The organism is Epilithonimonas hungarica, assembly GCF_900102265.1.
GTDB classification, from domain to species: domain Bacteria; phylum Bacteroidota; class Bacteroidia; order Flavobacteriales; family Weeksellaceae; genus Epilithonimonas; species Epilithonimonas hungarica.
In genome coordinates this window covers 1-13,637 of sequence record NZ_FNBH01000003.1, presented here as the reverse complement: position 1 = coordinate 13,637, position 13,637 = coordinate 1, and the positions used below count along the sequence as shown (strand labels likewise).

Annotated in this window: 16 protein-coding genes; 11 read left to right on the top strand and 5 right to left on the bottom strand. The window is 34.1% G+C overall.

Features of this window, described 5'->3' with window-relative positions; translation table 11 throughout:
• The first annotated feature begins 54 nt into the window (after positions 1-54).
• The 4 genes from BLT30_RS11820 to BLT30_RS11805 all read left to right on the top strand — a co-directional run bounded on the left by BLT30_RS11820 (position 55) and on the right by BLT30_RS11805 (position 4,425).
• Positions 55-1,305 carry a site-specific integrase gene (locus BLT30_RS11820; protein ID WP_089873769.1) on the top strand — a complete coding sequence of 417 codons (1,251 nt, stop codon included), beginning with the start codon at positions 55-57 and terminating at the stop codon, positions 1,303-1,305.
• 230 nt (positions 1,306-1,535) lie between these two features.
• Positions 1,536-2,462, top strand: a complete 927-nt coding sequence (locus BLT30_RS11815; protein WP_089873768.1) for an SMEK domain-containing protein — start codon at positions 1,536-1,538, stop codon at positions 2,460-2,462.
• 2 nt (positions 2,463-2,464) lie between these two features.
• Entirely contained in the window at positions 2,465-2,701 is a 237-nt protein-coding gene (locus BLT30_RS11810) for a hypothetical protein (RefSeq protein WP_089873767.1), read from the top strand.
• Positions 2,698-4,425, top strand: a complete 1,728-nt coding sequence (locus BLT30_RS11805) for a DUF2326 domain-containing protein (protein WP_089873766.1) — start codon at positions 2,698-2,700, stop codon at positions 4,423-4,425. Before BLT30_RS11810 ends, BLT30_RS11805 begins: the two co-directional genes overlap by 4 nt.
• A gap of 74 nt (positions 4,426-4,499) precedes the next feature.
• Here the strand turns inward: BLT30_RS11805 and BLT30_RS11800 are convergent, their stop codons facing one another.
• The 3 genes from BLT30_RS11800 to BLT30_RS11790 all read right to left on the bottom strand — a co-directional run bounded on the left by BLT30_RS11800 (position 4,500) and on the right by BLT30_RS11790 (position 5,968).
• Positions 4,500-4,781 (bottom strand): helix-turn-helix domain-containing protein, encoded by a 282-nt coding sequence (locus BLT30_RS11800; RefSeq protein ID WP_089873765.1) that lies wholly within the window; start codon positions 4,779-4,781, stop codon positions 4,500-4,502.
• Positions 4,778-5,176 carry a helix-turn-helix domain-containing protein gene (locus tag BLT30_RS11795; RefSeq protein WP_245707172.1) on the bottom strand — a complete coding sequence of 133 codons (399 nt, stop codon included), beginning with the start codon at positions 5,174-5,176 and terminating at the stop codon, positions 4,778-4,780. Before BLT30_RS11795 ends, BLT30_RS11800 begins: the two co-directional genes overlap by 4 nt.
• Before the next feature lie 291 nt (positions 5,177-5,467).
• Positions 5,468-5,968: a DUF3408 domain-containing protein gene (locus tag BLT30_RS11790; RefSeq protein WP_089873764.1), complete on the bottom strand. Its 501-nt coding sequence runs from the start codon at positions 5,966-5,968 to the stop codon at positions 5,468-5,470.
• 548 nt (positions 5,969-6,516) lie between these two features.
• Here BLT30_RS11790 and mobA point away from each other — a divergent pair.
• On the top strand, positions 6,517-6,951 hold the full coding sequence (gene mobA, locus BLT30_RS11785) for a conjugal transfer protein MobA (protein ID WP_089873763.1): 435 nt from the start codon (positions 6,517-6,519) through the stop codon (positions 6,949-6,951).
• 4 nt (positions 6,952-6,955) lie between these two features.
• The gene (gene mobB, locus BLT30_RS11780; RefSeq protein WP_089873762.1) at positions 6,956-8,218 is read left to right on the top strand and encodes a conjugal transfer protein MobB; all 1,263 of its coding nucleotides are present in this window, start codon (positions 6,956-6,958) and stop codon (positions 8,216-8,218) included.
• Positions 8,219-8,234: 16 nt separating this feature from the next.
• Here mobB and BLT30_RS11775 read toward each other — a convergent pair whose 3' ends face one another.
• The gene (locus BLT30_RS11775; RefSeq protein WP_002984834.1) at positions 8,235-8,615 is read right to left on the bottom strand and encodes a Fur family transcriptional regulator; all 381 of its coding nucleotides are present in this window, start codon (positions 8,613-8,615) and stop codon (positions 8,235-8,237) included.
• A gap of 109 nt (positions 8,616-8,724) precedes the next feature.
• Between BLT30_RS11775 and BLT30_RS11770 the strand changes: the two genes are divergently transcribed.
• Complete coding sequence (locus BLT30_RS11770) at positions 8,725-9,000, top strand: hypothetical protein (RefSeq protein ID WP_002984835.1); 276 nt, start codon at positions 8,725-8,727, stop codon at positions 8,998-9,000.
• 8 nt (positions 9,001-9,008) lie between these two features.
• Positions 9,009-9,617: a class I SAM-dependent methyltransferase gene (locus BLT30_RS11765; protein WP_002984837.1), complete on the top strand. Its 609-nt coding sequence runs from the start codon at positions 9,009-9,011 to the stop codon at positions 9,615-9,617.
• A 92-nt stretch (positions 9,618-9,709) separates the two neighbouring features.
• Here BLT30_RS11765 and BLT30_RS11760 read toward each other — a convergent pair whose 3' ends face one another.
• Entirely contained in the window at positions 9,710-10,057 is a 348-nt protein-coding gene (locus tag BLT30_RS11760; protein WP_089873761.1) for a winged helix-turn-helix transcriptional regulator, read from the bottom strand.
• Positions 10,058-10,148: 91 nt separating this feature from the next.
• Here BLT30_RS11760 and BLT30_RS11755 point away from each other — a divergent pair, with 91 nt between their 5' ends.
• From BLT30_RS11755 to BLT30_RS11745, 3 genes are all read left to right on the top strand, one after another.
• A complete protein-coding gene (locus BLT30_RS11755) occupies positions 10,149-10,673 on the top strand; it encodes a dihydrofolate reductase family protein (protein ID WP_089873760.1) in 525 nt (174 codons plus the stop codon).
• A gap of 234 nt (positions 10,674-10,907) precedes the next feature.
• A complete protein-coding gene (locus BLT30_RS11750) occupies positions 10,908-11,651 on the top strand; it encodes an RteC domain-containing protein (protein WP_449401665.1) in 744 nt (247 codons plus the stop codon).
• A gap of 263 nt (positions 11,652-11,914) precedes the next feature.
• Positions 11,915-13,465 (top strand): type I restriction-modification system subunit M, encoded by a 1,551-nt coding sequence (locus tag BLT30_RS11745; protein WP_089873758.1) that lies wholly within the window; start codon positions 11,915-11,917, stop codon positions 13,463-13,465.
• The last annotated feature ends 172 nt before the right edge of the window (positions 13,466-13,637 follow it).

The window sequence follows — 13,637 nt, the reverse complement described above, 5'->3', positions numbered from 1 at the left end:
TCATATTGTTCCGTAGCTCACATAAGTTTAATTTTATCATTAAGAATTGTGAGTATGGAAACGACAAAAAAATCAACATTTAAGGTATTGTTTTACCTTAAAAAGAATGCCCCGAAGAAAAACGGAAAAGTTACGGTTATGTGCAGGATTACCGTAAACGGCAAACAGTCTGCATTCAGTACCAAGCTGGATATTTCCGCAACAAATTGGGATTTGAAGTACGGCAGGGTTTTAGGCAAAAGCCGAGAAGCCCAAGAGGTAAACGGCAAACTTGACAAAATCCGTTTGGGGATTGAAGAATGCTATTCCAAAATCCTAAAGAACGAGGGAGCGGTAAACATTGCCAAACTTAAAAATGTTTTTCTCGGAATGGAAAGCGGAGAACTGACCTTTTTCAAATTTTACGAGCAGTTTATAGCGGACTTTGAAAAAAAGGTAAACAGCGGACTTCGGGTACAAGGCACATACCTCAGATATAAAACGCTTTTAAAGCACCTGCGGAATTTTGCCTTTGCTAAATACGGTTATACCGATGTAATGTTTAACGACCTTACTTCTAATTTTGTACAGGATTTCGACTACTATTTACGTGACGATTTAACCCTAAATCATAATACTATTTGGAATTATATGATTGGCTTTACTACGCTTTGCCGTTTGGCAATAAGCAGAAAGCACCTCGCTTTTAATCCATTCAGCGAGTATAAGAACACCAAAAAGGACAAAGACAGGGGTTATCTGTTGCGGAATGAATTGGAACAGCTAGTAACGTTTAACTGCGAGAAAAAGAAAGACGAGTTTGTTAAAGACTTGTTTGTCTTCAGTTGCTTTACAGGACTTTCTTATTCAGATATGAAAGGACTTAAAAACAGTAATATCCAAGATTTCTTTGACGGAAACCAGTGGATTATTGTCCGCAGGAGAAAAACAGCAACATCGTCCAATGTAATGCTGTTGGATATTCCCAAAATGATTATTGAAAAGTATGCAGGACTGTCAAAGGACGGCAGGGTTTTTCCTGTTCCGTCTAACAGTTCCTGTAATGATAGACTAAAAGCAATATCCAAGCTGATTGACTGTCTTAAAGAGAAAAAAGTAACCTTTCATTTGGCACGTCATACGTTTGCCACCTTGTTTTTAAGCGAGGGAGTTCCGCTCGAAAGTTTAAGCAAAATGTTAGGGCATAAAAATATTGCTACCACACAGATTTACGCCAAGATACTCAACGAGAAAGTTGGTAAGGATATGCAAAAAGTATCTCATAAATTCAAAGGTTTGGAACAATCTTTTGTGTCACAATTGTAGAAGTTTTAAAGAACTGTCAGTCCTGTTATTTATAAATAACAGGACTGCTTACTTGTACTTAAACAACCAATTTATATTAATAAAAATGCTTGTTTTTTCACAGCTTTATTTTCTAACCGCCATATAACATTTTTCGTGTTTCAGATAATTGGAATGAAATCATAACACTCAATTTAATATCTTTGTCAAAATCAAAATGTTGTATTGTAACAGTTACTTGGTATATATGTATGGACAATAGGCAATCATATTTAACTTTAATTGGAAGAAGATTAGCATACCTTAAAGCAGAGGTAGAACTACTCAATTCCCTTAATTTAACAGATATTAATGTCTATGCGGAAAATTTTTACCGAGATTTTTTCAATTTGTTTGGATATGAGTTTGAGAACACTAATTTCATTGAGAATAATTTTGCTCATATTGACTTAATTGATACTAAAAATAAATTGGCTATTCAGGTAACTTCCCAAAATGATAATAAAAAAATTAAGGAGGCTATTGATGGATTTTACAAAGATACCAATCGTAAAGACTATAAATTAAAACTTTTGCTAATCGCTAAGGATGCTAAACATTATAAAACAAAATTTGGTAATAACTTCAACCATAAGGAAGATGTCCTTGATATAAAGAAAATCTTAGCAGTAATAAATAATATCACAGATTTTGATAAGATTAAAAGTATTGCAGATTTTCTTAACGAACAGGTCTTACAAGAAAGGAAGAAGACAGAATCCAATGAGGTAGAAACAATAATGGCTTTGATTGAATATTTAAGTAAGGATGACAATCGAAGTATATCGGAGAAACCTGAAAATGTAGACCCACAATTTAAAATTTACAATAGATTCTCTGACCATAGTGTTTTTTTGATAAATTTATACTCAGACCTTTGTACTGTCTATCAACAACCTTTATTTGAAGCTAAACAAGGGATTGATAGTGTAAAGGCAATTAAAATATCAAATTATTTAAAAGATGAAAGCGATAAGATTTTAACGGCTGAGGCTAATAATCCTCAAATAGCGTTAGAAAGATTAGTTGAATTGTTTTATGGTAAACTTTCTGAAAACGGCATTAAGTTCGACAAAATAGCCATAAAATATTATCTATTGGATGAATTGATTAACTGTAATGTATTTCCAAATAATTAACAATGTTAGTATCTAAAGACGAAAATATAAAAACTTCATCTGTATATGTAGCTTCTTTGATTTTGAAAAATATTCAACGTCAAAAAGTGGATAAAATTTCTATTTTCGAACTATCTAAAGATCTTAAAAAACATAACATAACACGTTATCGTCATTTATTTTTTGGACTTGCGTTTTTATATTCATCAGGAATCATTGATTTTAAAGAGCCTTTTATTTATGTTAGAAAACAAAAATGATTAAAATTAATAGACTATATAGCGAGCCTCAAATATTTGCACCAATCACTTTTGAATATGGGATAAATATTATTATGGGAGAAGAGGCGGAAAGCACCAATAAGAAAATTGGTGTAGGTAAGTCTATTTGTATAGAATTTATAAACTTTTGTTTACTTAAAAGAATATCCGACAGCAGGTTAAACCTAATTCCTAAAAAATATACTGAAATAACAGAAAGTCAAATCAAATTAGACCTAGACTTTGATGATAAAAAATTGACTATTTCTCGTTCAATCAAAAATCCGGAGCAAGTAACTATTTTTGTTAATGGAGAAGAAAAGAACTTTGATAGATTGGATGATGCTTCGGACTATTTAGGGAATTTATATTTTGAACGTTTTTCTACAAGCTTAAAACGATTAAGTTTTAGAAACTTGTTACAACCAATTATTAGAGATGAAAGGTCGGAATTTAAAGATTTAATTCAGTGTCACGATACAAAAAAAAGGATACCACCAGATTTTGGACCACATCTTTTTTATTTGAATATGGGACTTGAAAAATATTCAGAAATTAAATCGTTGAACGATAATTTGAAAAAAAAGAAAGACTACTTTTCTGAAATAAAAAAAATAGTAACTCAAAATGATGAGTTAAAAATTCAGGATGCCAAAGCCCATTTAAATGAGTTAGAAAGTGAAGTTTTAAAAATCAATAAATCCATTGAGGGATTAAAGAATAATGAATCCTTTGAATTACTTCAGGAAGATTTGGTAAAATTGGAAAGTAGATTATCTGAACTTAGAACACGTCAACAAGCCATTAAATACGAGATTAAGCAAATTGATTCTTTACCAAAGCCAGAGAATATTAATGAAAATGAAATTTCTATAATATTTAATCAATTCAAACAAGGTCTTGGCGATTTAGTAGAGAAATCTTTAGATGACTTAAAAGAGTTTAAAAACAAAATTGATGGTTTTAGAAGCTCTATTGTAAATGACAGATTAATTGCTTTGAAAAAAGAACTTAATCAACTAAATGAAGTAGTTAGAAAATTAGATAATGATTATTCTCAAAAAATTAGTCTTATAGATAATGGAGAAGTTTTAAGAGATTTAAAGACTTCAATAAAAATATTTAATGATAAGAACAGTGAATTGAGCAATCTTCGTTCATTGATTGAAAGATATGATACCGCAGAAAGAGATAAAAAAATATTAGAGGCAGAAAAAACTGTTCTAATTTCTGATTTTGATGAAGAATTATATCAAAAAGCTAAAATAATTAAAAGTTTTAGAGAAACGATTTTAGAAATTCACGAAAAAATAATGGGTAATAGAGAAGCTCATTTCGAGATTAAAACAACAAAAAACAAAAATGTTATTGAATTTGTTATGAGAACCGATGATGATGGTAGTCATTCTACTGAAAGAATGAAAGTATTTATCTATGATATTTCATTGATGCTTAATGAATACACAAAACAATATCACCCAGGATTCTTAATTCACGATAATATTTTTGAAGATGATGATTCTATTGAAAAAAGCTTAAATTTTCTCTATGGCTACAATGAAAAGAGTCCTAATGAATTTCAGTATATCGTTACATTAAATAGTGACCTTATAGAATTAGCTTCCCAAAATAATAAATTATCATTCAATGTCAATGACGTAAAAAGAGCATCATTTACAAAAGAAAATAGATTTTTAGGGTTAAAGTATAATGAAACCAAATAGCAACACAGCCCACCGCTTTAAGCAATGGGCTGTTTCTTTAATTGACCGATACGGTTACAGTTTCAAACAATCGGCTAACGCTGATAGTTATCTTCCAACACCTTAATAATATCGCTTTCACGAAAAAGGATTTTCCGTTCGAGCTTGATAAAAGGTATCAGTCCGTCATCCCTATACTGTTGCAGTGTCCGTTTGCTGATATGCAACATCTCGCAAACCTGTTCGCCTGACAGATAAATTTCCCCTTTTAAGAGTGGATGAAAATATTCCCTGATATACAGCAGTTCGTTTTTGATACCTACCATAGCTTCAAGCAGGGCAAGCATATCCTCGTTTGAATTTCCAATTTGTTTCATTTCTTTTGCTTTTTTAATGGTCGCTCTCCTTGCATTAGTAACTCCACTTCAGATAATCTGAAATAAGTCTTCCGATTGATTTGCGTTGCTCCAAGAATGCCCTTTTCCCTGTAAGTCTGCAACGTTCTTTTACTGATGTTCAGTAGTTGGCAGGCTTCCTGTTGGTCGAGCCATTTCGTTGCCTGTTGCAATGCTTTGTAGGGTGCAGTCATTTCCGAAATCAATAGAGAAACTTCCTTTACTTCCCTGTGCAATGCCTTTAAAATCTGAATGTCTAAAACTGTTATTTCCATATCTGCATCATTTAAACCTCGAAAATAAAAGCTATTTACATAGGTCATTCCAATGTTGCCGTCAGAGGTAGCGTTTGGCTTACAGTTGCAGAATACTATCAAAGATTTTTTTTTTAATAAAAATCTAAAAAAGAACAAAAAGGTAGCAAAGATAAGGCGGACACCCACCGCACCGCCCAACCAAAAGCTTACGGCATAATGGCAGGGCAAATATGGTGACTTCGCCCAGTTGTTGTTGTTGTGTGATTGCCCTGCCACCCTTCGGGATTTATTCCGTTTCCTTTTGGTTCTTCCACCTGTCCGCCTTGTTAAAATGGCTTTCTTTTTTTTCTGTTTTTTTCTTTAGGAAACAATTTTAAGAAGGAGTTACGCATCCTGACCAAAGGACGGTTATCAAAATAACGGCTTGTGCTTCTCATTATAGATTTCGTTAATTAATTCACCGAACTCCTGAAAGTGGTACTCGATGATGTTGTCCAGATACGCATAAATCGTTAGTTTGTCGATGCCCATAATATTGGTAAGCCTGTTAAATCTTTCGTGGTGTTCCTGCCGTACATAGACCGATTTACCCCTATTTGCAATACTGTTCGGAATTTTAAAGAACTGTCCGCAGTAGTCCTGTTTGGTCAGCTTCTTTGGCTTGGAGGTACTTTTTTTCGTACTGTTCATTAACGGTTTAATTTGTTCCGTTTCTGTTGCTATTTCCTCGGGTTCTTCTTCTGCCATAACACGCATAATAGCTTCCTCATCCACATCGAGTTTGGCAAAGTCTTTCCGATGTGTTATTCCTTTTTGTTCCATCAAAGGTTGTTTCTTTTCATCAGTCAGGAAATTTTCAATAGAAAAATCCTCTTTTTCGAGTTGCTGACTTTTGTTTTCTTCGTGTATCATATCTCTCAATTTTAATATTATATCTATTTAGCTGTTAGCCTAGCTAAGCATTCATCTGTATATACTATTGTATCTATGTAACTAAATATCTACCTACGCAAGTGCATACCTTTAATTAGCTAGTTTATTAACTCAAAAATCTGTAATAGGTCTGCATTCAATCACGCAGATTTGCTGTCGGGATTTATGCCGATTGGCTATATAGTTAAGGTTATAACCAATCAGCCAGTTAACCAGTTACAAAGGAAACAAAAGCAATTCCAATCCTCATAAAGGTGGTAGTATTTGGCGTTTATTGGCATTGTTTGGCGTGATTGTAAGTCGTTGTTATTCAAATGGTCTTATCGAACTTTGTAACGAAAGCGATGAACTTTTTCAGCTAACTCCAATCCGTTTGCAAAACGGATTTTTATGAACTCCTGTTCAGAGCAAGTTATCTCTTGAGGTCCTCGAAATAAATTTCCGCACCTCAAGAGCACTTGCCCTTGCAGGGGGCTGGAAACGGCTCCGAAGTCGCCCGTTTGTTTAAAAATTAAAATTGGATTATTATGGAAGAGAAAAACAGAAAACAGATTAGGAAAACAGGACGAAAACCAAAGATTGACCCTGCGGTCAATCGGTATTCCATCAACCTGAATGCAGAGGACAATGCCAAATTTCTTGCACTCTTTGACCAATCAGAAATCAAAGTAATTGCTCATTTTATAACAGCCTGTATCTTTCAGAAGACCGTAAAGACCGTAAAGATTGATATGGATGCAATAGAATATCACGAAAAGTTGACCCGATTTTTTAGCCAGTTCCGAGCAATCGGAACAAATTACAATCAAATTGTGAAGATATTATACCGCAATTTTTCAGAGAAAAAAGCAGGAACATACCTTTTTAAATTGGAAAAAGAAACGATAGAATTGGTAAAAGTTACTAAAAAGGTTATCCGTTTAACACAGGAATTTGAAGAGAAGTATCTGAAAAAAGAGTAAAGTTATGATTGCAAAAATTGGAAAGGGAAGCAATATGTACGGAGCGATTTTGTACAATCAACAGAAAGTAGATAAAGAAAACGGAGCGGTTCTGCTCTTGAATAAGATACCTGACACAGTTGACGGCAAGTATTCCGTAACCTATTTTAACAAATGCTTTGAGCTGTATTTATCGGCAAACATCAAAACGGAAAAGACGGTACGCCATATTTCACTGAACCCAGATCCTGCGGATAAGGTCAGCGATGAACAATTTATGGAAATGGCACAGGAGTATATGGAACGTATGGGCTATGGCAACCAACCGTACATAGTTTTCAAACATACGGACATTGATCGCACGCACATTCATATCGTTTCAACCTGCGTAGGTATTGACGGAAAGAAAATTCCCGATGATTACGACCATCCACGTTCAATGGCAATCTGTCGGGATTTGGAACAGAAGTATAATCTGCAAAAGGCTACTGAACAGGAGCAGAAACAAGCCAATAAAGTTTTCAAGCCTGTAAATCATAAAAATGGCGACATCAAAAGTCAGATTGCTTCGGTAGTACGGCATCTGCCAAAGTATTATAGCTTTTCAACTATGGGTAGCTACAATGCGTTACTTTCTCTTTTCAACATCACAGTGGAGGAAGTCAGAGGTGAACGGAACGGACAACCTGTAAACGGATTGGTGTATGTAGCATTGGACGAGAATGGAAACAAGGTTAGCAATCCGTTCAAAGCATCGCTATTCGGAAAAGATGCAGGCGTTGTACAACTTCAAAAACACCTTGAACAGTCCAAAGAGAAAATGAAAACCAATACTGCAAGGTCTGTTCTGAAAAACATGGTTGAACTTGCCATTCATACGACAAGCAACGAAACGGATTTTAAAAAGCAATTGTCCGAGCAGGGCATCAATACAGTTGTCCGTAGGAACGACAGCGGACGGATTTACGGTATGACATTTATTGACCACGAAAGCCGTAGCGTTTGGAACGGTTCGCAATTGGATAAAAACCTCTCGGCAAACGTGTTCAATGATTGGTGGAACAATGGAAACAAACCCGAATTGAAGATACAGAATAACCCTGTTTCTAAAGCAAATAAAATAGACAGCGTACCGACAAAAGACCTTTTTGAATTTCTTCCAAAAGAGCATTCGTCCAATTCCGATTTAGGATTGCTCAGCTTATTACCCGATGCACAGGGCGAGGACTACGAGGAAGAACAGTTTGCCAAACGAATGAAAAAAAAGAAGAAAGGGAGGAGATTGTAATAATCTGTTTTTCTTACTATAAAATCGAACAATCCTTGCAAATTCCCGTGAGTACACAATTCACACTTTCAACATTGTAGCCATTGGGAACAGAAAAATTAACAGCTTCGGGTAAACACTCTATTGTCTGACATTTGACACAGCGAAAATGAAAATGATTATCGGCAAAACTTTTTTCATCACATTTTATACATATGGCAAAATATTGTTTTCCGTCTTCGGCTACAATTTTATGCACTAACCCGTCCTCACAAAAACGATTTAATATTCTGTAAATAGTAGCCCTGTCAATTTCTACATCTATTTTTTGTTCAATCGCATCACGGCTCATTGCTTTTCCTGTATTTGCCAACAAGTTAAAAATAACTTCTTTTGACGGTGTATTTCTACGTTTCATATCTACTATTTCTCTTTGGCAAAGTTAATGCAAATTATTTGCATTAACTTATTACTACACTGTCGCAATAATAGAAACTTTTTTATCTTTGCCAAAAGATTTGAATAAAATGACAGCAGAAAAAACCTTAAAATTTGATGGAATAGAAGTTTTCACTACAAATATCAAAAGCAAAATTCAGGCAGAACGCATTGTACAAATACTTGAAAGCAGTTTTCCAAAATTGAAAATCAATTTTGATTTATGCGAAACCGAATTACCTTATCCTTGTGGACATACGATTTTACGAGTTGAAGACAACGAAATAAATTCAGAAAATATAATTTCAATCATAAAGCAATCGGGGTTTATGTGCGATATTTTAGAAGATAAAGTCTGTAAATAATAAAGAATATGACAGAATTTTGGGAAGAAGCATTTAAAGACAAACAAGAAATGTGGGGCTTAGAACCTGCAAAATCTGCCGTTTTGACAAAGGACATTTTTCTTGAACATAATATCAAGAATGTCCTTATCCCAGGAATTGGGTATGGACGTAATGCACAAATTTTTATTGAGAAGGGAATGACCGTAACAGGTATTGAAATCTCGCAGACAGCCATTGATTTGGCTCAAAAACATTTTGGAAGCGGATTGAAAATTTATCACGGTTCTGTTACAGATATGCCTTTTGACAACAATTTATATGACGGAATATTTTGCTACGGTTTAATTTACTTGTTGGATAAGGACGAAAGAGCAAAATTGATCCAAGACTGTTTTAGTCAATTGACCAAAGATGGATTAATCATTTTTACAGCAATAACTAAGGACGCTCAAAGTTATGGACAAGGAACGCTAATAGGCAAAGATCGTTATGAAATGTTTGGTGGAGTTAAAATCTTCTTTTATGATAGGCAAACCATTGAAGAAGAATTTGCCGATACAGGACTTCTTGAAATAACCGAAGTGACAGAAAACTATCCGTTTTACTTAATCAAATGCAAGAAAAGAACACTATAACGAAGAAGAACTTATCCGTTATATAGATAGGCAATTGTTCTATTGCCTGAATATTTTTTCAGAAATGACAAACTGAACTCAATATAGAAAAACTATTTCCCTTTTATCTTTTTTCTATGCTTTAGTCCAAAATCAATTAAAGCATTGACAACTTCTTCCGTTTCTTTGGCGTGTGCGGTAAGTGCATAAGAAACGGTAACAGGTTTGGTATTATTAACCGTTCGGGTAATCAGCAAATTATCTTCTAATTCCTGAAGCTCTTTAGATAGAACTTTTGGTGATATTCCCAGAGCCATTTCTTGCAAATCTTTAAACCTCATTGTGCCATAGTTCTGTAAATTGTGCAGGATACAAAATTTCCATTTGCCACTCAGCAGTTCAATGCCATCTTTTAATGCCAATATACTTTCTTTATTGATGTCACTCTTTTTGTCTTCCATAAAAATAGTTACTTTCCAAAAGGTAATGAATAGCAAATATAAATCGAATATCTGATAGTTTTGTAGTCAGAAATTACAAAAACAGTTCATTATGAAAGTAACAGTAATCGCAAACATTTCGGCTAATGGAAGAATTTTAATAGCCGATAACCCTCATCATCAGCTACCACCAGAAACGATGGAATTTTACGTGCAATTTGTAAGACAAGTTGGTAACGTTGTGATAGGATTGAAAACGTTTGAAAATTTTCTAAAATTCCCAAAAGAAGTAAAAGAGCTTTTTAATGGGGTAGAAATCATCATCTTGTCTGATAAACCTTATACAGTTGATGGCTACAAGACCGTAAGTAGCTCAGAAGAAGCCATCGAATATATGTATGGAAAAGGTATGCAGGAAATTGCTATTGGAGGCGGAGCAGGTACTTTCAATGCCTTTATCGACAAAGATTTGGTTACAGATATTTATTTTAACATCAACCCAATAATCACTGGAGCTGGAGCTATTTTAGGAAACAACAGTGAACTTAACGCTAAATTTAAACATAAAGCACAAAAGCTTAAAAACGGTTTTGTTCAGCTACATCTAGCTAAAGAAGGAATAAAAACGAACCTATAGCCCTGGAAAACAGGAGTTGAACCGATTCCTGAATTTTTATTTGTAATAACAAGACAGAAATGAGTTTAAAGAAATTGTGAAATAGATGGACATTATCTTTTGTTTTAGCGTTTGCAAGTTATCCATTATATAAACTGAATGATATCTTCATTAAATCATATTATCTCAAAGATACAGCGAAAAGAAAATGCTATTTCGCTGTCTGCACCTAATGCAATTGATGAAGCATATCAAATGACTATATACCTAAAAGAATACTTATGGTCTATACGAGAGGGTGTTACAAAGCAAGGTTTTAAAAACCATTGGGAGGAGATCAATTTCTTTCGCAATATCAAGCCATATATTCTCTCCAAGCTCATTTATCACAATAAGATATTTCGCATACAGACAGCTTGCCCTGTTGATGGTGGGAAAATGTATGCGAGTTATTTTTTGGAACAGTTGAAGGAATTAAAACAGGAATACAGGGAGCATATCTACAATTCAGATTTTTACAGATATTACCGTTCAGGAAGAACCGATCGTGATGAAACTTACTTTAGGTTAGGCAACATCAATTTCCACGATGGTTTGAACAGTTTTGTCTTTGAAATTGACCCTCTGTTTTCAACTTATTATGATAACAAAGTGGCTCGGATAATAGCCAATGAACTACTCTATACCTACATTCTCCAAAAAATCAATGATGATGAAATGGCAGATTTTTCTGCGAGGGATATATCTGATAGCATCCTTTGGACGGATACCAAAAATGCCTTGATAGAACTGATTTATGCTCTTTACGCAAATAGCTCTCTTTCTAATGGTAAAATAGGTATACGCAAAATCAGTTTGGCTTTAGAAAGAATGTTTCAAATTTCTTTAGGAGATTTGCATCATTCTTTCCACCGAATGAAATATCGTGCTGGATCCCGAACAGCATTTTTAGACCAACTGAAATCTTCTTTGGAAGAATATATGGACAAAGATTTATAAAAAATACTTCTAAGATATCCTTGTCAAAAACAGATGAATAAAACGAAAGAGAAAAAAATGTTCTTTAAATTCTTATAGAAAGAAATAGCTGATTTCTTCTAGTATTACTTGTAACAAATGCATTTTCAAAATTTTCTAAACCAAATTTGTCTATTCAAACAACTACCTTTTTTACAGCCTAAATAATGTTTAGTAGCTAAAAGTTTACTATTTTAGTGGATTCTTAAGGATTAAAAATCCCTAATCAAATAACGCTTATTTCAATGTCAGAAGAACAGAAGAAAATATTAGAGCAACAGCTCTGGAATATAGCCAATACATTACGTGGAAAAATGAACGCCGATGAATTCCGAGATTATATTTTGGGATTTATTTTTTATAAATACTTGGCTGAAAAAATGGAAATCTATGCAAATTCCATTTTGGAAGAAGATCAAATTCAATTCAGAGATATCAAAGAAGATACGCCTAAAGGTTTAGAATATATTGAAGCCATTCGAGAAGAAGCTCTGGAAACATTAGGGTATTTTTTAAAACCTTCTGAGCTATTTAGCGAAATTACCAAAAGAGGTGATAACAATTTTATTCTTGAAGATTTACAAAAAATCCTGACCAATATCCAGCTCAGTACAATGGGTACACAAAGTGAAGAAGACTTCGAGGACTTGTTCTCTGATATGGATTTGAATAGTAATAATCTGGGTAGAACTGCTGATGCTAGAAATACACTTATTGTAAAAGTTCTAAAGCATCTCGATGAAATTGACTTCAAATTGAATGATACAGAATTGGATGTTTTAGGAGATGCTTATGAGTATTTGATCGGTCAGTTTGCCAGCGGTGCAGGAAAAAAAGCGGGAGAGTTTTATACGCCTCAAGAAGTATCCAAAATTCTTGCAAAAATTGTTACAACAGGTAAAAATCGTTTAAAATCGGTATATGACCCAACTTGTGGTTCAGGATCATTACTATTACGTGTTGCAAGAGAAGTAAAAGATGTCAATAATTTCTACGGACAAGAAATGAACCGTACAACGTACAATCTTGCTCGCATGAATATGATCTTGCATGGAGTGCATTATCGTCAGTTCGATATAAAACAAGAGGATACACTAGAACATCCACAGCATTTAAACGATATGCCATTTGAAGCAATTGTCGCAAATCCTCCTTTTTCAGCGAAATGGAGTGCCAATCCATTATTTTTAAACGATGACCGTTTTAGTCAATATGGAAAATTAGCACCATCAAGCAAGGCTGACTTTGCATTTGTGCAACACATGATTTATCATTTGGCAGAGAATGGAACAATGGCTATTGTTCTTCCTCATGGTGTGTTGTTCCGTGGAGCATCAGAATTACACATCCGTAAATACCTGATTGAACAGAAAAATTATTTGGATGCAGTCATCGGCTTGCCTGCCAATATTTTCTACGGAACCAGTATTCCGACTTGTATTCTGGTGTTTAAAAAGTGTAAGGAAGATCCTGACCATATTTTATTTATCGATGCTAGTAAGGAATTTGAAAAGGTAAAGAACCAAAATATGTTGCGGGAAGAACATATTGATAAGATTGTTGAAACCTATCGTAACAGAACGACTATTGAAAAATACAGTCACTTAGCTACTTTGAAAGAAGTTGAAGAGAATGACTACAATCTTAATATTCCAAGATATGTGGACACTTTTGAAGCCGAAGAAGAAATCGATATCCTAGCCGTAATGCAGGAAATCAAATCTTTAGAAGCAAAACGAGCAGAACTGGACAAAGAAATCGACGTGTATTTCAAAGAATTGGGACTTGTTTTTTAATTTTTTACATCCTTAATGTTTTTACTAACGAAAATTGAATCATCGAGATGATAAATAAAAAATTAAAAGTAGGTAACGTTCCCAATTTGAGATTTCCTGAATTTACGGAGGAGTGGGAAACTAAGAAGTTGGGGGAAGTAGCAACAAATGTTATGTACGGTATGAATGCTGC

Coding starts and splice junctions, on each gene's coding strand:
- BLT30_RS11815 (WP_089873768.1), top strand. CDS start 1,536: ATGGACAATAGGCAATCATATTTAACTTTAATTGGAAGAAGATTAGCA.
- BLT30_RS11820 (WP_089873769.1), top strand. CDS start 55: ATGGAAACGACAAAAAAATCAACATTTAAGGTATTGTTTTACCTTAAA.
- BLT30_RS11805 (WP_089873766.1), top strand. CDS start 2,698: ATGATTAAAATTAATAGACTATATAGCGAGCCTCAAATATTTGCACCA.
- BLT30_RS11745 (WP_089873758.1), top strand. CDS start 11,915: ATGTCAGAAGAACAGAAGAAAATATTAGAGCAACAGCTCTGGAATATA.
- BLT30_RS11800 (WP_089873765.1), bottom strand. CDS start 4,781: ATGAAACAAATTGGAAATTCAAACGAGGATATGCTTGCCCTGCTTGAA.
- BLT30_RS11770 (WP_002984835.1), top strand. CDS start 8,725: ATGACAGCAGAAAAAACCTTAAAATTTGATGGAATAGAAGTTTTCACT.
- mobA (WP_089873763.1), top strand. CDS start 6,517: ATGGAAGAGAAAAACAGAAAACAGATTAGGAAAACAGGACGAAAACCA.
- BLT30_RS11765 (WP_002984837.1), top strand. CDS start 9,009: ATGACAGAATTTTGGGAAGAAGCATTTAAAGACAAACAAGAAATGTGG.
- BLT30_RS11760 (WP_089873761.1), bottom strand. CDS start 10,057: ATGGAAGACAAAAAGAGTGACATCAATAAAGAAAGTATATTGGCATTA.
- mobB (WP_089873762.1), top strand. CDS start 6,956: ATGATTGCAAAAATTGGAAAGGGAAGCAATATGTACGGAGCGATTTTG.
- BLT30_RS11750 (WP_449401665.1), top strand. CDS start 10,908: ATGACTATATACCTAAAAGAATACTTATGGTCTATACGAGAGGGTGTT.
- BLT30_RS11755 (WP_089873760.1), top strand. CDS start 10,149: ATGAAAGTAACAGTAATCGCAAACATTTCGGCTAATGGAAGAATTTTA.
- BLT30_RS11810 (WP_089873767.1), top strand. CDS start 2,465: ATGTTAGTATCTAAAGACGAAAATATAAAAACTTCATCTGTATATGTA.
- BLT30_RS11790 (WP_089873764.1), bottom strand. CDS start 5,968: ATGATACACGAAGAAAACAAAAGTCAGCAACTCGAAAAAGAGGATTTT.
- BLT30_RS11775 (WP_002984834.1), bottom strand. CDS start 8,615: ATGAAACGTAGAAATACACCGTCAAAAGAAGTTATTTTTAACTTGTTG.